The organism is Campylobacter sp. US33a (assembly GCF_004378855.1).
Taxonomy (GTDB): Bacteria; Campylobacterota; Campylobacteria; order Campylobacterales; family Campylobacteraceae; genus Campylobacter_D.
Genome location: NZ_RYYL01000003.1, coordinates 106,555 through 125,290, shown reverse-complemented (window position 1 = coordinate 125,290; position 18,736 = coordinate 106,555). Strand labels below are relative to the sequence as shown.

General features: G+C 30.5%; 20 protein-coding genes. 12 read left to right on the top strand and 8 right to left on the bottom strand.

Going from position 1 to position 18,736, the window contains the following annotated elements; genetic code table 11:
* On the top strand, nt 1-492 hold the full coding sequence (locus ELQ16_RS02925) for an HIT domain-containing protein (RefSeq protein ID WP_134238085.1): 492 nt from the start codon (nt 1-3) through the stop codon (nt 490-492).
* Nucleotides 486-1,490 carry a tRNA 2-selenouridine(34) synthase MnmH gene (gene mnmH, locus ELQ16_RS02920; protein ID WP_134238084.1) on the top strand — a complete coding sequence of 335 codons (1,005 nt, stop codon included), beginning with the start codon at nt 486-488 and terminating at the stop codon, nt 1,488-1,490. Before ELQ16_RS02925 ends, mnmH begins: the two co-directional genes overlap by 7 nt.
* A gap of 9 nt (nt 1,491-1,499) precedes the next feature.
* Here mnmH and ELQ16_RS02915 read toward each other — a convergent pair whose 3' ends face one another.
* From ELQ16_RS02915 to ELQ16_RS02905, 3 genes are read right to left on the bottom strand one after another with little or no spacing between them, the layout of a single operon-like run.
* Nucleotides 1,500-3,023: an inorganic phosphate transporter gene (locus ELQ16_RS02915; protein WP_134238083.1), complete on the bottom strand. Its 1,524-nt coding sequence runs from the start codon at nt 3,021-3,023 to the stop codon at nt 1,500-1,502.
* A 21-nt stretch (nt 3,024-3,044) separates the two neighbouring features.
* Nucleotides 3,045-4,205, bottom strand: coding sequence for a 4-hydroxythreonine-4-phosphate dehydrogenase (gene pdxA / locus ELQ16_RS02910; RefSeq protein ID WP_134238082.1), 1,161 nt, complete (start codon nt 4,203-4,205; stop codon nt 3,045-3,047).
* Entirely contained in the window at nt 4,195-4,971 is a 777-nt protein-coding gene (locus tag ELQ16_RS02905) for a pyridoxine 5'-phosphate synthase (protein ID WP_134238081.1), read from the bottom strand. The genes pdxA and ELQ16_RS02905 overlap by 11 nt, the downstream gene beginning before the upstream one ends.
* Nucleotides 4,972-5,033: 62 nt before the next feature.
* Between ELQ16_RS02905 and ELQ16_RS02900 the strand changes: the two genes are divergently transcribed.
* The 5 genes from ELQ16_RS02900 (at nt 5,034) to ELQ16_RS02880 (ending at nt 8,774) form a co-directional block, all read left to right on the top strand.
* Nucleotides 5,034-6,029, top strand: coding sequence for a Ppx/GppA family phosphatase (locus ELQ16_RS02900; RefSeq protein WP_134238080.1), 996 nt, complete (start codon nt 5,034-5,036; stop codon nt 6,027-6,029).
* Nucleotides 6,030-6,085: 56 nt separating this feature from the next.
* Nucleotides 6,086-7,429 carry a class II 3-deoxy-7-phosphoheptulonate synthase gene (locus ELQ16_RS02895; RefSeq protein WP_134238079.1) on the top strand — a complete coding sequence of 448 codons (1,344 nt, stop codon included), beginning with the start codon at nt 6,086-6,088 and terminating at the stop codon, nt 7,427-7,429.
* Nucleotides 7,429-7,767, top strand: coding sequence for an ArsC/Spx/MgsR family protein (locus tag ELQ16_RS02890; RefSeq protein WP_134238183.1), 339 nt, complete (start codon nt 7,429-7,431; stop codon nt 7,765-7,767). The genes ELQ16_RS02895 and ELQ16_RS02890 overlap by 1 nt, the downstream gene beginning before the upstream one ends.
* Before the next feature lie 110 nt (nt 7,768-7,877).
* A complete protein-coding gene (locus ELQ16_RS02885; RefSeq protein WP_134238078.1) occupies nt 7,878-8,189 on the top strand; it encodes a hypothetical protein in 312 nt (103 codons plus the stop codon).
* 81 nt (nt 8,190-8,270) lie between these two features.
* Complete coding sequence (locus ELQ16_RS02880; RefSeq protein ID WP_243832577.1) at nt 8,271-8,774, top strand: polysaccharide pyruvyl transferase family protein; 504 nt, start codon at nt 8,271-8,273, stop codon at nt 8,772-8,774.
* 267 nt (nt 8,775-9,041) lie between these two features.
* Here the strand turns inward: ELQ16_RS02880 and ftsZ are convergent, their stop codons facing one another.
* Genes ftsZ through ELQ16_RS02865 form a run of 3 tightly spaced genes read right to left on the bottom strand, consistent with a single transcriptional unit; the run spans nt 9,042 to nt 13,042 of the window.
* Nucleotides 9,042-10,160, bottom strand: coding sequence for a cell division protein FtsZ (ftsZ, locus tag ELQ16_RS02875; RefSeq protein ID WP_134238076.1), 1,119 nt, complete (start codon nt 10,158-10,160; stop codon nt 9,042-9,044).
* 12 nt (nt 10,161-10,172) lie between these two features.
* Nucleotides 10,173-11,561, bottom strand: coding sequence for a cell division protein FtsA (gene ftsA, locus ELQ16_RS02870; protein WP_134238075.1), 1,389 nt, complete (start codon nt 11,559-11,561; stop codon nt 10,173-10,175).
* Nucleotides 11,558-13,042, bottom strand: a complete 1,485-nt coding sequence (locus ELQ16_RS02865; protein WP_134238074.1) for a peptidylprolyl isomerase — start codon at nt 13,040-13,042, stop codon at nt 11,558-11,560. Before ELQ16_RS02865 ends, ftsA begins: the two co-directional genes overlap by 4 nt.
* A gap of 161 nt (nt 13,043-13,203) precedes the next feature.
* Here ELQ16_RS02865 and rsmH point away from each other — a divergent pair, with 161 nt between their 5' ends.
* Both rsmH and ELQ16_RS02855 read left to right on the top strand, forming a co-directional pair.
* Nucleotides 13,204-14,124 (top strand): 16S rRNA (cytosine(1402)-N(4))-methyltransferase RsmH, encoded by a 921-nt coding sequence (gene rsmH / locus ELQ16_RS02860; RefSeq protein ID WP_134238073.1) that lies wholly within the window; start codon nt 13,204-13,206, stop codon nt 14,122-14,124.
* 2 nt (nt 14,125-14,126) lie between these two features.
* Nucleotides 14,127-14,978 (top strand): hypothetical protein, encoded by an 852-nt coding sequence (locus ELQ16_RS02855; protein ID WP_134238072.1) that lies wholly within the window; start codon nt 14,127-14,129, stop codon nt 14,976-14,978.
* A 1-nt stretch (nt 14,979) separates the two neighbouring features.
* Here the strand turns inward: ELQ16_RS02855 and ELQ16_RS02850 are convergent, their stop codons facing one another.
* Nucleotides 14,980-15,471 (bottom strand): hypothetical protein, encoded by a 492-nt coding sequence (locus ELQ16_RS02850; protein WP_134238071.1) that lies wholly within the window; start codon nt 15,469-15,471, stop codon nt 14,980-14,982.
* 109 nt (nt 15,472-15,580) lie between these two features.
* Here ELQ16_RS02850 and ELQ16_RS10260 point away from each other — a divergent pair, with 109 nt between their 5' ends.
* The 3 genes from ELQ16_RS10260 to ELQ16_RS02840 all read left to right on the top strand — a co-directional run bounded on the left by ELQ16_RS10260 (nt 15,581) and on the right by ELQ16_RS02840 (nt 17,426).
* On the top strand, nt 15,581-15,934 hold the full coding sequence (locus ELQ16_RS10260) for a hypothetical protein (protein WP_166739645.1): 354 nt from the start codon (nt 15,581-15,583) through the stop codon (nt 15,932-15,934).
* Between the two features lie 85 nt (nt 15,935-16,019).
* Nucleotides 16,020-16,556: a glycosyl transferase family 90 gene (locus ELQ16_RS10255; RefSeq protein WP_166739644.1), complete on the top strand. Its 537-nt coding sequence runs from the start codon at nt 16,020-16,022 to the stop codon at nt 16,554-16,556.
* 3 nt (nt 16,557-16,559) lie between these two features.
* Nucleotides 16,560-17,426, top strand: a complete 867-nt coding sequence (locus ELQ16_RS02840; RefSeq protein ID WP_134238070.1) for a D-amino acid aminotransferase — start codon at nt 16,560-16,562, stop codon at nt 17,424-17,426.
* Here ELQ16_RS02840 and ELQ16_RS02835 read toward each other — a convergent pair.
* Entirely contained in the window at nt 17,413-18,723 is a 1,311-nt protein-coding gene (locus tag ELQ16_RS02835; protein WP_134238069.1) for an SH3 domain-containing C40 family peptidase, read from the bottom strand. The genes ELQ16_RS02840 and ELQ16_RS02835 overlap by 14 nt on opposite strands.
* Between the last annotated feature and the right edge of the window lie 13 nt (nt 18,724-18,736).

Here is an 18,736-nt window from a genome sequence, read left to right as displayed (position 1 = left end):
ATGCAGCATTTACACGCACCGTGGAGAAGTGAATATTTTAAAAGCAAAAACAATGATTTGTGTCCTTTTTGCTCGGTCAGTAAAGAGCTAGATAAAGATGAGGAACGCGGAGTAATTTTTAGAAAAAAATATTGCTTTGGGATAATGAATCTTTATCCTTATAGTCCTGGTCATTTCATGGTTATTCCTTACGAGCATTTGGAAAATATTGAAGATTTAAGCGAGGAAGCTTGGCAAGAAATTTCATCTATGGTAAGGCTTGGGGTAAAGATTTTAAAACAGACTTTGCACGCAAAAGGTGTTAATATTGGTATGAATTTAGGCGAACAAGCAGGAGCAGGGATTGCTCCACATTGCCATTATCATTTAGTACCGCGTTGGGCTGGTGATACAAATTTTATTACAACTATTGCACAGACAAGGGTTTGCGGTAAGGATTTAGGAAAAATTTATTTACAAATCAAACAAGCTTATAAAGAATATTTGTGCTAAGTGATAGTGATTTTTTGGAATTTAAAAAGCATCAATTTGATCTTTTGATCGATGCAAGAAGTCCTGATGAGTTTCATCATTCGCATTTGCCTAATGCTTTAAATTTTTATGCCTTAAACAATTTAGAGCATCAAGAGGTAGGAATTTTATATCGAAAAAATCAAGCTTTAGCCAAGTCAAAAGGCGCACAGTATATTTGTGCAAATATGGCAAAACATATTCCGAAATTAACTAAGCATTTTCACATTGGATCTAAGATAGGAATTTACTGCGCTCGCGGAGGATTGCGTTCTAAGTCTATCGCGGTGATTTTAAGTGAGCTTGGTTATAGGGTAGTCCGTTTAAAAGGAGGATTTAAAGCATATAGAGCTTTTTTAAATGAAAGTTTTGTTCAACCTTTATATTTTGATTTATTTTCTCTTTGCGGCAATACAGGAAGTGGCAAAACCGAGCTTTTAAGGCTTCTACCTAATGCGATTGATTTAGAAAAAATGGCTAATCACTTAGGTTCTTCTTTTGGTGATATTTTAGGAGATCAGCCTACTCAAAAAGCTTTTGAAGCTAGGTTGTTTGAACAAATTTCAAAAATTAAACAATATGCTTTTATAGAAAGCGAGAGTCGTAAAATTGGCAATATTATTTTGCCTTTAAAACTATATGAAAGTATGTGTAATGCCTATAAAATTCATTGTTTTTGTTCTTTGGAAAATCGCATTATGCGCATAGAACATTTTTATAAAGCAAGAATAAATGAGGCTAAATTTCAAGAATGTGTAAAACGAATCAGTCCTTATATCAGTATGAATTTTCGCTTAGATTTATTGCAGGCTTATAAAAAAGAACAATGGCAAAAATTAATAGCCATGCTTTTAGAATATTATGATAAGGTTTATAAAAAACCAAGTAGAGTTGATTTTAAACTTGATACCAATGATATTACAAAAGCTAAAAATGAACTTTTGGCTTTTGTTAAAGAAAAGATGAAATTAAAAATTTAACTAGGAAAATTAGATTCCTAGAATAAATTTAAATACCATAAAAACAAAAGCGGCCATCAAGCCAGCAGCTGGCAAGGTAATTACCCATGCTAAACCTATAGGTTTCATCATACTCCAATTAGCATTTTTATTATAAAAGCCTATACCTAAAATCGCACCGATTAAAATATGTGTTGAGCTAACAGGAATTCCAAGTTGAGTGGCTAAAAGTATAACTATGCTAGCGCCAAGTTCTGCACTAAAACCGGTTGTTGGTTTGATTTCTGCAAGTTTTGAACCCACTGTTGCAATAACCTCTTTACCTAAAAACCAAAGTCCTACAACCAAAGATACCCCAAACATAATAAGAACAGCTAAAGGAACTGGAGAAGTAGGATTTATGGTTTGATTTTTTAATACATCTAAGATTGCAGCAAAAGGTCCTAAAGCATTTGCAATATCATTAGCGCCGTGAGAAAAAGCAAAGCTCGAAGCGGTAAAAATTTGAAACCAAGAAAAAATTCTGTCTATGGTTTTATTTAATTCTGTTTTTTTAACAATTTTAATAATAGCATAAGTAACAATATAAGTAATAGTGCCTATAATAAAAATTATCCAAGTATTTTGCACTATGTCTAAGGTGCTCACCTTATTAAGGCCTTTAAATAAAAACATCGAAGCAATAATCATTGCTCCAACGCATCCTACAACAGGAATGTGTTTTCTTAAAGCTGAAAAGGCATCAATATTTCTTTCTTTTTCTTTAAATTCCTTAAGTTTGTTTTTGTAAAAACTTTGGGTTTCATCCTCGTCTAAAACAATGGCACTTAATTCTTGAATTTGTTCTTCGTATGTTTTTTGTTTAAGATTATTAAAATATTGATCTTTGAAATATTTTTTATTTTTTTTAAAAATTCTTAAAGTGTCATCAATGATTTCTGAAGGCTTAAGTATGTTTTTATGAATGTAAGAATAAATCAAGTAGGCAACTATTCCGCCTAAAAGAGGAGAAATAATCCAGCTTAGAATGATTTTTATAATCTCATTCCAATTGACCATTTGTAAAGTTTGTACGCCGCTGAATTGAAATATTCCCATCATAATACTAGCCCCAACTATACCTCCAACTATACTATGTGTGGTTGAAACAGGTAAGCCTTTTTTTGTAGCAACAAATATCCAAACTCCTGAACTAAGCAACGCTGAAAGCATAATGATGACAAATAGCATTGGGTTTAAGTCATTTGGAAAAACAACAATGCCACTGCGTATAGTTTTAGTAACTTCGCCACCAGCAAATATTGCTCCGCTTAATTCAAAAACTGCTGCGATGATTAGAGCTTGTTTGATAGTAACGGTTTTTGCGCCAACACTTGTGCCAAAAGAATTTGCAACATCGTTACCCCCAATATTAAACGCCATAAAAATCCCAAATACCCCCGCTAAAGCAAAAAGCAATAGGTAATTTCCGCTGATATAATTATAACCCCATATAGAAAAGCAAACTACGCTGATAACAAAAACAAACAATGCAATAAGATTATCTTTTGACAAAATAAAGCCTTTAAATAAATTTCAGTTTTCCATTATATAGTTTTTCTTCTTAAGTTTGGCAAATTTCACAGCTGATTTAACCGCTTGAATGTAACTTTGAATATTTATTTTTTTATTTTTATAAGCGATATCAAAGGCAGTTCCATGATCAACACTTGTGCGAATAATTGGCAAATTTAAGCTAATATTAACACTATTTTCAAAATACAAAGCCTTTAAGGGAGCAAGTGCTAAATCATGATACATGCAAACAAGTCGGTTGCATCTTTTTAGGGAATTTTTAGTAAATGCAGTATCGCTTACCAAAGGATAGGGGATAAAAAATTCTTTTTTTGTAAATTTTTTGCAAAGTTCTTGTCTTAGTTTTTTGTTTTCTAAAAATAATTCAAATTTTGGTTTTAAGTCTATCTTATAGGTTTTTAAAAAATTGCTTTGTTCTTCTTTAGGTGAAAATAAAAAATTCAAATACGCATTGCTAAATTTTATAGCTTTTGTGATGATAATTTCTTCTTTTCCGCCTATGGCACCATAATCTCCAGCATGGGGATTAAAACCCAAAACACCGATTTTTTTAAAACGCGTTTGTAAGTAAAAATCGCATAAAAAATGGCTAAGTTGTTTAAATTCGATGCAAGAACTAACTTCTTTTAATGGGATATGTTCGCTAAATAGTCCTACATAAAGTTTTTCACATCCAAGCATCATAATGGCATTTTTTTTATAAAAAGCCCTTAGAGCATCGGTATGGCCTTTGAAATTTAAATCGGCCAATTGCCAAGCTTTTTTATGGATAGGTAGAGTCACTAGACCATGAGCTAAATCAGAATTTACAAAATTACAGGCCGCTTGAAAGCTTAAAAAAGAATACATCCCGCTCTTTGCATCAATTTTGCCTGCTTGGATATTAAAATTACTATTGACTTTAGAAATTAAAGGACTGTAAAATGAAAGCAAATGCGACTTTTTATCCTTTTTTAAAGAAATATCTTTTGCATTTTCAAAACTTACAAGTCTGAGTTTTTTGGTTTTTAAATTCAGCTTTTTACAGGCTCGATGATATAAATTTTCATGGATAAAATAATAAGGCGTACAAAATTTAGAGATTTTTTTATGTGCCTTTAAAAGAATTTCAATGCCAATGCCGTTTAGATCTCCAATGCTAATGGCAATTTTAGTTTTCATTAATTAAGGCTTTCATTTCTAAAATTGCACGCTCTAAGCCTACAAAAATAGATCTTGCTACAATACTTTGCCCAATATTAAGCTCGCAAATTTCAGTAATTTGTGTGATGTATTTTACATTTTTATAATTTAGCCCATGTCCTGCGGCAACTTTAAGCTTCAACTCATGGGCTAATTTAGCACTATTTGCTAGCTTTTCAAGTTCTAATTTGAATTTTTCTTCTAATTGTGTGCGAGGTAAATCAAGCTCTTTTATTGCATAAGGTGTTTTTAAAATATTGCTAAATAAAGCATTATATAAATTGGCAAAATGTCCTGTGTGAAGTTCGATAAAATCAGCACCCAAATAAGATGCTTTTTTCACATCTTCTAAATTTGGATCAATGAAAAGGGAAAGTTCTATTTTTTGTTGTTTTAATTTTTTAATAGCGGTTTTAAGCTTTGCATTTTCAAGGTTTAATCCACCTTCGGTAGTAAGTTCTTCTCTTTTTTCTGGAACTAAAGTAATTCTATGGGGTTTAAATTTGCAGGCAAGCTCTATCATCTTTTCATCACTGGAGCATTCTAAATTAACTATATTTTTGCAAAAATTTAAAATATTTTCTAAATCTTTTTCATTGGTATGGCGTCTGTCTTCTCTAACATGAAGTGTGATTTGATCACATAAATTTGCACAAAGCAAAGCCACTTCTAATACATTGGGATCATCTACTTTTCTTGCTTCTCTTAAAACTGCAATATGATCTATATTTACCCCTAAAAGCATTTAAACATCCTTGAAATATTTTATGTTATTATACTTAAAAAATTTGCTTTTTAGGGATAATAATGCTTGGAATTGATCTTGGTTCTAATACTTTGCGTGCTGTTTTGATGGATGAAAATTTCAATAAAATCAAAGAAGTTGAATATATTATAGGTACTGCTAAAGATCTTAACAAAAGTAGTAATATAGGCTCTGAGGCTATTTTAAATTTAAAAAATGCTTTAAAAGATTTGCTTATAAAGGGTTATGATTTAAAAAATGCTAAGGTCTGCGCAACAGCTGCTTTTAGAAAAGCAAAAAATGCCAGTGAAATTTGTAAAGAAATTTGGGAAGAATTTGGACTAAAAATTAAAATCATTGATGAAAAAACAGAAGCAAAACTTAGTATTTTAGGTATGAAAGAGGGTTTGAGAAAATTAAATATTTCAAGCAAGCAAATGGCTTTTTGTGATTTAGGTGGCGGATCTTGTGAGCTTTCTTTTGATGAGCTATTTAGAAGTTTTGAATTTGGCATCATTACTTTTTATGAAAAAGCTATTAGAAATAAAACAAATTCCTTCTCAAATCATTTGAATTTTTCCAAAAAAATGTTAGAAAAATTCAAAAAAAATACTCTAAATAAAAGTAGGGATAAAAAATTTATTTTACATTTTTTAATTAAAGACAAAATGCTTAAAAAACTTGCATTTTTAGCTTTTGATGAAGTTATGCACGCTCAAAGACATTTAAGTAAGTTTAAAGGAAAAAACATAGTGTTAAATTCTGGACTTCCCACAAGTTTGCTTTCGATGAAAATGAAAATGAGTTACGAAAATTATCAAGCGAGTAGAATTAATGGAAAAAAAATTTTCTTGCAAGATTTTTTAAATTACGGGATAAAACTTTGGCATATGCCAGAACATAAAGCTCAAATTTGGGTTGGAAAAAACCGAAAAAATTATCTTGTTGCGGGGTGTTTTCTTTTTTATGCTCTTTATAATAGGCAAAAATTTATAGTTATTGATGAGGGTTTAAGAGAAGGAATTTGTATCGCAGGACTTAGAAACTTAAGTATTTGATAATATTTTTTTTAATACAATCAATTCTTTATTATAAATATATTTAAGGATGAAAAATGACTTGGAAAAAAGATTCTTGGAAAAATTATAATATCAAACAACAGCCTATTTATCCTAATGCCATAGAACTTCAAAATACTTTAGATAAGTTGGAAAAATTGCCACCTTTGGTTTTTGCAGGTGAGGTAAGAAATTTAAAAGAAGATCTAACTAAGGTTTCGCGCAAACAAGCCTTTTTGCTTCAAGGGGGCGATTGTGCTGAAAGTTTTGCAAATTTTGGAGCAGTTAATATTAGAGATATGTTTAAGGTATTGTTGCAAATGGCTATAGTTTTAACTTTTGCTGGAGGCTGTCCTATAGTCAAAGTTGGTCGTATGGCGGGGCAATTTGCTAAACCAAGAAGTTCTGATTATGAAGAAATTGATGGAAAAAAACTTCCAAGTTATAGAGGCGATATCATCAACGGTTTTGAATTTAGTGAGCAAGCTAGAGTGGCTGATCCTAAAAGAATGTTAGAAGCTTACTATCAAAGTGCAACTACACTGAATTTACTTAGGGGCTTTGCTAATGGAGGTTTAGCGGATTTGCACGAAGTGCATCGTTGGAATTTGGGTTTTTTAAATAAAAAAGAATTGGCCAATAAATACGATGCTTTAAGTGAGCAAATCACTCAAGCATTAGCCTTTATGGAAGCTTGCGGGCTTAGTTCTCATAATATCCCAAGTCTTAGACAAACGGCATTTTATACTTCGCACGAAGCTTTGCTTTTACCTTATGAAGAAGCTTTAACAAGGGTAGATAGCTTGACAAATGAAATTTATGATTGTTCAGCTCATATGCTTTGGATAGGTGAGCGAACTCGTGATGTAGATGAAGCACATGTGCATTTTTTAAGCGGGGTTAAAAATCCTATAGGAGTGAAAATCGGCCCTAATGCAACAGCACAAGACATCATAAAACTTTCGCAGGCTTTAAATCCAAATAATGAAGAAGGCAGACTAAATATCATCATAAGAATGGGTGCAGATAAAATCGCCTCCGGTTTAACTTCGCTTTATAAAGAGCTTAAAAAAGAAGGTTTAAATATCATTTATAGTATAGATCCAATGCATGGAAACACAGTCAAAGCAGGGAAGTTTAAAACACGCGAATTTGAAAAAGTGATGCAAGAAGTAAGAATGTTTTTTGAAATTTCTATGAGTGAGGGCTTTTATCCTGGTGGCGTACATTTGGAAATGACTGGACAAGATGTAACAGAATGTGTTGGCGGAAGTTTTAATATTACTCAAGAAAGCTTAAATGAGCGTTATGAGACCCAGTGTGATCCAAGATTAAATGCAGATCAGGCTTTAGAGCTTGCATTTTTGATTGCAGATTTAGTAAAAAAGGCTAGAATATGATAAAAATTTATGGTATTAAAAATTGCAATAGCGTCCAAAAAGGACTTGAATTTTTTAAAAATAAAGGTATTGGCTTTGAATTTTTAGATATTAAAAAAATTGATGAGAGCATCTTAAATTCTTGGCTTGAAAAGAGAAGTTTTATAGAGCTTATTAATAGTGCTGGAACAAGTGCTAAAAAACTGGGTTTAAATAAGGAAAGAATTCAAACTTTAGATAAAGAGGAATTAAAAAAAATCGTTATGTCAAATTTAAGCACAATAAAAAGACCAGTTGTTGAAAAAGAAGGAAAAATTTTTATCGGTAAAGAATATGAAAATTTAGATTTTAAAGGATAAGAATGAAGAAAAAATTAATGGAATTGAGAGATAAATACATTACAGGTGTTTCGCGCGTTTTAAAGGAATTTAAGCCTTTGATGTAAGAAATTAAGCCCATATCAAAAGAAATGATTTCTTTAAAAGAAGAACAAAGTCAAAATTCGCAAAAATTTCAAGAGTGTTTGGGCGAAAATAAAGAAGAAATAAAGGCTTTAAAAGCCCAAATTGAACTTGTGGATAAAAGAATTCGAGATGTCCAAGCAAGTTTAGTAAATATGGAAATGGCAAGAACTTTGGAATTTCTTTCTCAAAGACAAACTCTGCCAAAAACGAGCAATCTTTCTCATTATATACTTTTTGAATATAGTGATCATATCAGAAGTAGCTTTAGAAATTTGGGTGATTATGTTCAAACTTTTGCTGTAAAAAAAGGCTCTTGATAAAATAGAGCAATATTTCACTTATGAATTTTTTGATTGTGATAATTTTTCCTTTTATAATGGGGGGGGGTATTGCGATTAATGCAAGCCTATTTTGCAAAGAAAAAATCTTTCATACCTAACTCAAGTGTTTTAAGCGTTTTTATTGGAACGCATTTTACAGGTGGAACACAAAATTTTTTAAGACAATTTTTAGCTATAAATCCAGAGCATTTTAAAGATAAGGAAATAGGCTGCAGAGATGACTTTACTTTAGATTTTTGTAAAAATTTAGGTTTAAAATCTTACTTATTGTGCTGCTTAACTCTTACTTTGCCAAAAAGAAAAACTACAAATTTGCAAAATAAAGTTTTTTTGGTCAATGTCCCAGATAGTTATTTGCAATATTTACCTAAGGAATTACTCCAAAATGCTGAGCGGATTAACCAAAAAGGCGTTAGAAGTGCTTTGGCTAACGAAAAAGAATTTTATGAGCAAATAAAGGCTTTGCTGAAAAGATATGAAAATGAAGCAAAATTAGTCATTGCAATTGCTTTGCATTGTGCTAGCCACGGCTATGGGTATACCTGTTGTCTTGCTTGCTGATAATTATAATGAGCAAAAAACTCGCTTTGGTGCTTTAAAAGGCATTGAAAAATTCATACCTTACAAGATTTGCAAGAGCAAAAAGTGAATTTTAATATCAAAGCCCTAGATAAGAAGAGCTTAAAAGCAATATGCTTGAAAATTTAAAATTAAGCATAGCAAAGGTTAAAGGCGAGAAAGTTGATGAACAAAAGCTTGAAAAAATAAGAAATGAAATTGAGAATTTTAATGTTTTAGAAAATTAAAAAGGCGATAAAGCCTTTTTAATTAATCCATTTGGCGGCGTAAAAAAGCAGGGGTTTCCAAATGATTAACCACTTCCTCATCAAAACCACCACTGGCTTTTTTAAAGCTATTAAGATAACTGGTATTTTTTTCGATATTTTCTTCTTTTAATGAAGGTTTTTCCAAATTTTCGCTTTTATCTTCAAAGCCTGTGGCAATGATAGTTACTTCGACTCTATCTTCCATGCTATCATCGGTTGTAGAACCAAAAATGATTTTTGCATTTTCATCAACGATTTCTTCTATGCTAGCTGCAGCAGCTGAAATTTCTATTAAAGAACAATTAGAACTTGTTTTAAAATGCAAAATTACCCCTCTTGCGCCTTTAATATCCATACCATCAAGCAAAGGAGAATGAATGGCATTTGATAAAGCCTCTTCGATAGCATTTTCCCCGCTTGCACTTCCTACACCCATAAGAGCAAGTCCGCGATGACTCATAATTGTTCTAACATCAGCAAAGTCAACATTAATATCACCATTATCTAAAAGTATAGAAACCATACCTTTTACAGCACGCGCCAAAATATCATCTACAAGTTTAAAAGCATCTTTAATACCCGCTTTTTTATCAATAATACTTAAAAGTTTCTCATTTTGAATAACAAGAATAGAATCGCTTTCCTTTTTAAGTTCAGCTAAACCATTTTCAGCAAGTTTTTTTCTTTGTTTTCCTTCAAAAGAAAAAGGCATAGTAATAACAGAAACTGTTAATGCACCAATTTCTTTTGCAGCTTGAGCTATAATAGGAGTTGCTCCTGTTCCAGTACCACCGCCAAATCCCGAAGCAATAAACACAATATCACTTTGGCTAAGACTAGCTTTAATTTCTTCAAAACTTTCTCTAGCACTTTCAGCACCTATTTCAGGAAGCATACCAGCACCTAGCCCTTTTGTTTTCTTTTCTCCTAATTGAATTTTTGTTTTTGCTAAAGAATTTGATATCGCTTGAGCATCGGTATTGGCTGCAATGAGATCAAGATCGTTAAGTCCCATTTTTATCATGTGGTTTATCATATTTCCACCACCACCACCACAGCCTATTACTTTAATTTTTGCACCTTTTGTATGCTGCATTTCTTCAACTGAAAATTCGCTCATTTGATCTCCTATTTAGAATTGATTTGTTATTTTATTCCACAGCTTTGAAAAGACATTAGGTTGTTTTTCTTTATCGTTGTGGTTGATTTTTAATTGCTCTTTGCTTGTTATTGTATCATTTTCTGGACCAATTTCATCAGAAAATTCAATTTTTGTTTCATCTTGATTAATTTCTGGGGAAATAATTAATTCTTGTTTGATTTGTTTATTGATATTTTCCGGTTCACCTTTGTAGCGCAATTTCTCGTTAGAATCTAGCTCATAAGGAGTAAAAAATCCTGCTCCATAAAGGCATAAGCCTATAGCGCAAGTGTTTTCAGGATCACTAAAAATTTCACCAAAACCCATAATTAAATCTTTTCTAGCACTTGCAAGTCTTACTGATTTATTATCGAAAATAGCAGGAGCCAACTCATCCAAACCGGCTAATTTTGTCATTCCACCTGTTAATACTATGCCCGCTCCCATGTTATTGGCGTAGTGATTATCGCTTAACATTTTTGCAAGTATCATTAAGGTTTCTTCTGTTCTTGCATAAATTACATTAGAAACAACATCAATGGTAACATCATTAACTCTTTTTTCATCTCCCATTGCAGGGACTTTAATAAGGGAATTTGCTTGTTGACTTAAATTTGCGTAATTAAGCTTGATTTTTTCCGCTTCTTTTAATGGTGTATGTAAGGCTATGGAAAGATCTTGGGTGATATTTATTGAACCTATTGGAAGGCATTCATTATATCTTATAGAATTTCCTGCATGAACTACCATATCGCAGATTGCTCCACCCATATCAATAAGTACAGCACCTAATTCTTTTTCGCTTTCATCTAAGCACGCAATTGCTGATGCATAGCCAGATAAAACAATATTATCCACTCTTAAGTCTGCAAGTTCAACGGCTTTTCTAAGGTTTTTAATGTGCGATTCTTGCGAAATAACAATATGAGTTGAAACTTCTAAACGGTTTCCGCTCATTCCTAAAGGATCATCTACATGCTCAAGATCATTGACTTTGAAATTATAAGGTAAAACATGGATAATATCATATCCGCTTGGAAGATTGGCTGTATGTTTTGCAGTAATAACAGCACGGTGAATTTCGTGTATGCCTATTTCATGATTTGGGATATTTACAACACCAACGCTATCAACACTTTTTGCATAAGCTCCAGAGATAGAAACTACAACTCTATCATAGTGGAGTCCTGACATCATTTGAGCATTTTTTACTGCTTCTTCTATGGATTTAGAAGCAAGTTCTATATTGGTAATTGCACCTTTTTTTACACCGTTAGTTTTAGCTTTCCCAAAGCCAACAACTTTTAAACCTTCTTCATCTTTTTGTGCCAAGATTGCACAAGTTTGTGTTGAGCCTAAATCAATTCCTAAGATATTCAAGATTCACTCCCTTTGTAGTAAATTTCAATAGGATATTTTTTTCTTAATTGTATGATTAAGTCTTTTTTAATTTGTTCTTCTTTGACGATTTTTAGTGCATTTTCTAGCATTGTTTTATTTTCTGCGAGTTTGTTTTCATTGAATAATTTTTGGTTATTGATTTTATAAAGTATAGCTTTATTTGGAAGTAAAACATAGCCTTTGTTTTCTTTCGAGTTAAAAACATTCATTAAGAAAATACTAAATTCAGCATCATCCATAATTTCATTGCCAACTCTTCTTGCGTCCCTTTGCGTGTCTCTGCTTACTGTTCCTATATTTTTTCCATTAAAATTTTCTAAAGCTTGTTTAGCTTGTTCTTCTAATTTTAGCATTGCTTGTTCTTGTTTAAATATGGGAATAAGCTCTTCTTTGGCTTCTTCGTAGGTTTTAACTCTTGCGGGATTAATAGTATTAACTCGAACTATCATATAACCTTCTTTGTAAACAAAAGGTTTTAATATATCTTGGTTTTTCGCTTTGTCAAGTTGCTCAATTGGAAATTCTGTATTCTCTTGGGTAATATTAAGATCATTTTGGAAATTAAGCTCATTTTTTCTTAAAGCTACATAATTTTGATTAGCTTTTGTTTTGGTTGCTTCTAATGCATAATCTTTTTTTACATCTTCTATAGCAAGTTCAAAGCTTAAAATTTTATCATTAAAGTCTTTGTAGTTGTGCTTGTTTTTTTCATAAAATTGTTTCAAGGTTTCTTCATTGTATGATATTTCATCATTTTTTACAAAATAAGTTGAAATTTCATAGCTTTTTTGTGTGGTAAAATTATTTTTATATTTTTCCCAAGTAGGTTTTAATTTTTCTTCATCTAAAGTAATATTGTTGTAATTTGCATTAATAACGTCAATGCTCAAAATATCTTGCATATAAAAACTAGAGGTAATCATTTTAAGCTCTTCATCGCTAGATTTTATATTAAAAATTTGGGCTAATTTTTGAAGTAAAATATCATTTGCTAAATAAGCCTCAAATTCCTTTGCTTTCATTTGATTAAGCTCTAAGAGTTTATAGTATAAATTTTTATCAAATTGTCCTTTTTCGTTTTGAAATTCTTGTTTTGTGCTTAGGGTTTGAATGATTTCTTCTTCGCTAACGCTTAAACCTAAATCCTTAGCAAAAGAAAGTAAAAGTTTGTCTTCAATAAGATTATTTAAAGCGATAAGATCAAGTTTTTCGGCTTTTGCGCGCTCTGGAGTCAAAGCCCCTTCGTAAATAGCATTGCGTGTTCTATATAAATTTTGATATCTATTTTCAAATTCTTTAATTTTAATTGGCTCTTCTCCTACAAGAGCTACAGATGAACTACGGTTTAAGTTAAAATCATAAGCTCCCCAGCTTACGAATCCAGCTCCAACAAAAGCTATTGCACTAATCCAGATAGTTACAACAAGATATTTCTTATGGCGTTGCATCCAAGTAATCATAATTTTCCTTGCATTTTTTATAAACTTAAAATTCTATCTTAAAAAGTGTTAATTGCAGTTTAATTTTAGCTAAGAATTTGCGAAAATATGTAAAATTTAATAGAAATTCTAAAATCCATACTATATAATTTGAATTTCAAAACTTAAACAAGGTTGATTTTTTGCAAAGTCCACATATTCCTGTTTTATTAAATGAAGTTTTAAATATATTTTCCGATCTTAATGAAGGCGTATTTTTAGATTGTACTTTAGGCTATGCGGGACATAGTTATGAGCTTTTAAAGCATCATCCTAAACTCTATTTGTATGCTTGTGATCAAGACGAAATGGCTTTGGAATTTTCTAAGAAAAAGTTAGCAGATTTTTCGCAAAGAGTGCAAATTATAAAAAGTAATTTTTGTGATATTTTGGATAAAATCGATACGAATAATTTAAAGGGTATTTTAGCAGACATTGGTGTTTCTTCCTTGCAGCTAGATTATAATGAACGCGGTTTTGCTCTTGATTCTGATTTTTTGGATATGCGAATGGATAAAAGTACGACATTAGATGCTAAGATGGTTGTAAATTCTTATTCTAAAGAAAAATTGCGGCATATTTTTTTAGAATATGGTGAATTGGAAAATGAAGCAGAAATCATAGCACAAAAGATATGTAAAGCGCGTTTAAATAAAGAAATAACAACGGCAAAAGAATTGGTTGAAATTATAGGAAAGGGGTATTTTAAAGGTAGGAAAGTTTTAAAAGCGATTTTGGTTTTTCAGGCCATTCGTATAGAAGTTAATAATGAGCTTGGAGTTTTAAAGCAATTTTTAGAAAAATTAAAAAAAATAAAACCAAAGGGCTGCAAAGTAGCGATTATTAGCTTTCATTCTTTAGAAGATAGAATGATTAAAAATGCATTTAAAGAATGGAGTAAAAATTGCATCTGTCATGAGATGACGCTTAAATGTGAATGCGGGAATAATCATAGTTTGGGTAAAATTCTAAGTAAAAAAGCTATAATTGCAAGTAAAGAAGAAATATATTATAATTCACGCTCGAGTTGTGCAAAAATGAGAGTATTTCAATTTTTAGGGTAATAATGACTGAGGATGAGTTTTTAAAAGAAAAGCAAAATATACGCCAAAAAATGCTTCAGTATTCAAGAGCGATCAAGGAAGGTAAAAAGCCTAATTACGATAATATAGAAGATGAAGAGTCTTTAAAAAGCGATGACATTTTAAAAAGAAGAATTAAAACTCAAAAGCACAAGTATGAATTTTTGGATTCTTTAAATACGCAAAATACACAAAAAAAAGCAAGTATTTATTTAAAAGAAGATTTAATTAATGTAAAACTCGAAGAAAAACAGGGTTTGATATCAAAAGTTTTTTCAAGAATTCAAATTAAAAATTTAAAATTGATTAAAAAGCAAAAAATAGATGTTAAAAATCAAGCAAATAAAGAAAAACAAAATCCGATAAATTTCATTGAAAAAAGGACTTTAAATTTAAAGAATTTTCTTAGTTTAAAACGCAAAAAGAAATTTATATCTGATTTAAAAATTGCAAATACAAAAATAAAATTTCAAGATAAAAGTCAAAAACAAAATAAAGAAAAATCAGATACACGAATCGAAAATTTATCTTTGGAGCAAAATAATCAAGAAAGCAACTTGCAAACAAAAGATATTTTATTAGAGGGTTATAAAATTGCTACAAAAGAGGATGCAAATTTAAATAAAAATCATCTATTGTTTTCTTTTTTGATTTTAATGTTTTCTTTGGTTGTTTTTATACCTCAAATTTATATAAGGAATAATATTTATTATTTAAGCCGCGATATTGCTGTTTTAAGATCGCAAGAAGCAGTATTAAATGAAGAAAATAAAGAACTTAAAAGGCGTTTAGAAAATATGCGGTTTCAAAATCAAATTTTGGATTATTTGGAGTGATTTAAGAATTTTGAACGATTTTTTCCAACACATATTGTTCTAAAGAATTTTTCGGAATTTCTTCCTTTAAGGCTTGCTTATAGATATTTTCAATCAAATTTGAATATTTTTCATATGGAAAACAAGGAAAATGGATCATCCAAGCTTTTTGTATGAGTTTTTTAGAAATAAGTTTGCGTGTGTAAATTTTGAAAAGATCATAGCCTATAAAAATAGCAGAGGTTACAACAATAGCACTGATTATGCTAATGTGAAAATCTAAAAGAGTAAAAAGATAATGTGTAATTGCAAGAAGTGGTGTTAAGACAATAAGACAAATAAAAGCATATAATAAATAAGAATTAAATACTTTTAATTTATAATTCAATTTTGCAGGATCAACTAGCATTCCTTCATTAAATAAAGCATTGGCTTCTAATAAATCTCTTAAAAGCACGGGCTGTGTTGAAATCTTAAAAAGGAAATTCAAAACGAATGATTCGATTTTTTTCATCAAAATAAACTTTCTGAGTTTTTGGTATAATTTTTTGTTTTGAATTTTATCATAAATAATTATAATTTTTGTGAAATTTTTTAAAATAAAATTATTTAAAGAGAGCGAAATGTCTGATTGTCGTTTTGTAATGAATGTTAAAGGTATTGGCGTTGCTTTAATTCCAAGAATTTTCTTTCAAAGAAAATTAAAGGATATTTTTAGCGATATTTTAAAATACGATGCGAAAAATTTAGCTTATATAAGCGAACGAGTAGGGTATTATAATAAAATTAATTCAGATTTCTCTAAGGATTTACAAGCTTGCCATGAAAAAGAAAAAATAGGCAAACTGCCTTTTAAAAAAACTTCTTTAGCTTATGATGGATATAAGATTAGTAAATATTTTAAAGATGATTTATTGTGGGTGAAAAAATACGGAGATATTAATTGCACTTTTTGCCCCCCCCCCAGTCATTTGTAAATCAAGACCTCTTAATGAGAAAAATTATAATAATATCATTTTAAAACTTGATAAAAATAGGCATTTTGTTTTTCTTGAAGATAAAATGAATTTTGAAAATAAGCAAAACAAAGCAGTTTTTAGAGGTGCAATCTATCAAAAGCATAGAAAAGAATTTTTTGAAAGATATTTTAGGAGTTCTTTGTGTGATTTGGGTTGTACTAATAATGATTATAAAATGTGGAGAAAAGGTTTTTTAAGTAAGCAAGAACAAATGAAATATAAATTCATTATTTCTTTAGAAGGCAATGATGTTGCAAGTAATTTAAAATGGGCTTTAAGTTCAAATTCTTTGGTTTTATCGCCTAAGATGACTTGTGAAACTTGGTTTATGGAGGGAAAGCTTGTTCCTAATGAGCATTTTATTTTGGTCGATGAAAATAATTTAGAAGAGCAAATTTGTTATTATAACGCACACCCTAAAAAGGCATTACAGATCATACAAAATGCCCATGAGTATATTGAGCAATTTTTAGATGAAAAGAGAGAATTTTATATTGGAATTTTAGTTTTGGCTAAGTATTTTTATTACTCAAATCAGCTAGAATTAGATAAAGATATTTTAGAACTTATAAAAGGATAAAAAATGATGCAAGAAAAGGAAATGATTTTTTTAAATGGTGAGTTTTTAAAGTCTTGCGAGGCAAAAGTGAGTGTTTTTGATAGGGGTTTTATTTTTGGAGACGGAATTTATGAGGTAATACCTGCTATCAAAAGTAAAATGGTTGATAAGGAAGAGTTTTGGGAGAGATTTAAGCGTAGTTTAGAGGCAATACAATTGGTTTTGCCTTATGAAAAAGAAGAATTTGAAAATATTTTAAAAGAGTTAATCAATATAAATTCTCTTAAAGAAGGCGGAATTTATATACAAATAACGCGTGGAGTTGCTTCAAGGGATTTTGCTTTTTTAAAAGGTTTAAAACCCACTGTGATGGCTTTTGTGTTTGAAAGCAAAGTGCTTGATAATGAGTTAAAAGATAAAGGCATTAGTATTGTTAGCGTGAGTGATATAAGATGGAAAAGACGCGATATAAAATCTATTTCGCTTTTAGCACAATGTATGGCAAAAGAAAAGGCTGTTGTGGCAAATGCTGATGAGGCTTTTATGATTGAAAATGGTAAGGTAAATGAGGGTTCGAGTTCTTCGGCTTTCATCATTAAAAATAAAACTTTAATTACCAAGCCTTTTTCAAATGAAATACTGCCTGGAATTCGTCGTAAAAATATTTTAAAATTTGCTAAAGAAGTTGGGCTTATGATTGAAGAAAGAGCCTTTAGTATGGATGAAGTTTATGAGGCTGATGAGGTTTTTATTTCTGCAGCAACCCTTTTGCTAGTGCCTGTGATTAAAGCTGATGGTAAGTTGATTAATGATGGAAAAATTGGCGAATTTGTTCCAAAACTTCGTCAAAAATATGTAGAGAAAATTTTAGCAGAAGCTAATGAGAATTGATATTTTGAAGATAATTTGAAATTTCTTCTTTTTCTTCTTGGCTTAAAGATAAAAAACTTACCGCACTAAGTCTTGAAATAAATAAATCTTTGCTATCGACTTCTTTCTTGTCGCTAGCAATATCAAGTGTTGTAATGGCATTTTTGGCGATTAATAAGCGTCCATCATCTTTTGTTTTAACGCCCCAAGCACTATGCAGGGCTAAAATATCATCATTAATAGTCCCCGCATAAAGCATAATATGACCTTTCATATAAAGTAGAGTTAAATAAGTCTTGGCGTATTTCTTGAGGAAAATTTGTTTTTGTTGATTGCTTAATTTGCTGATATTAAATTGGGTAAAATATTCACTTTGTGCTTTTGAATTTCGTGGCATATATAATCCAAAAGGAGCAAAGACATCTCTTAAAAATAAAGAGCAATCCCTTTCATAGTTATATCCTCCCCATCCATAAGGCAAAGCTAGAAGCTGAGTGAGTTGAGATTTTAAATTATTCTCATTAAATTCCAAAGGAAATTTTACCGCTTTTGATTTTGGAAATTTAAATTTTAAAGAACCAATTTTTCCAAAATAAAAATTTTTATCTTCACTATAATAAGGATATAAAGCTCCAATACGGGTTTGAAATATGAAGTTATCGTCTTTATCATAAATAGGAAATTTGTCCTTCAAAGGAGTGATGAAATTTAAATTTTCATAAATTTTTGCTCTTTTGTCGCTAAAAAATTCTATATTTTGCGCAGGGATAAAACCCCAGCCGCTTTCAGTATTAACGAAAACAAAGCGTTTATCTAGAGTATAATGAGATACTAAAATGGCACTTGCGATATTAAGAACAGAATCTTGAGCATAATCAAAAGGTATCCCTTCGCCTTGCTTAAAAGGATCAAGTAAGATAGGAGTATCCACGGGCAAGTTTTTTAGTAAGGAATTTTTAATCACAAGTGCTTTTTTGTTGATTTTTAAAAAATCTTTTGCATTGGCATTTGTGATTTGTTTTTCAAACCAAGTTTTTGGAATTTTTTGTTTATTAAAGAAATAAAATTCTTTTTGAGTATTCATATAGAAATTAAAAGACCAAAAGATTTGCTCTGGATTTTTGTGGGTGATTTTCATATGCCAAGGAGAAAAAAAGTTTTTTTTGTAATCATTTAAAACAAAATTTTGATTTTCATCAAGGGTTGGTAAGATGCTGATATTTTGCTCATATTTAAATTCAAGATAATTGGAAGGTAAATTTTTGCTAGAACAAGAAATAAAAAAAATAAAAATGCCAAAAAGAAAAAAGTATTTCATCACACCCCGCTTT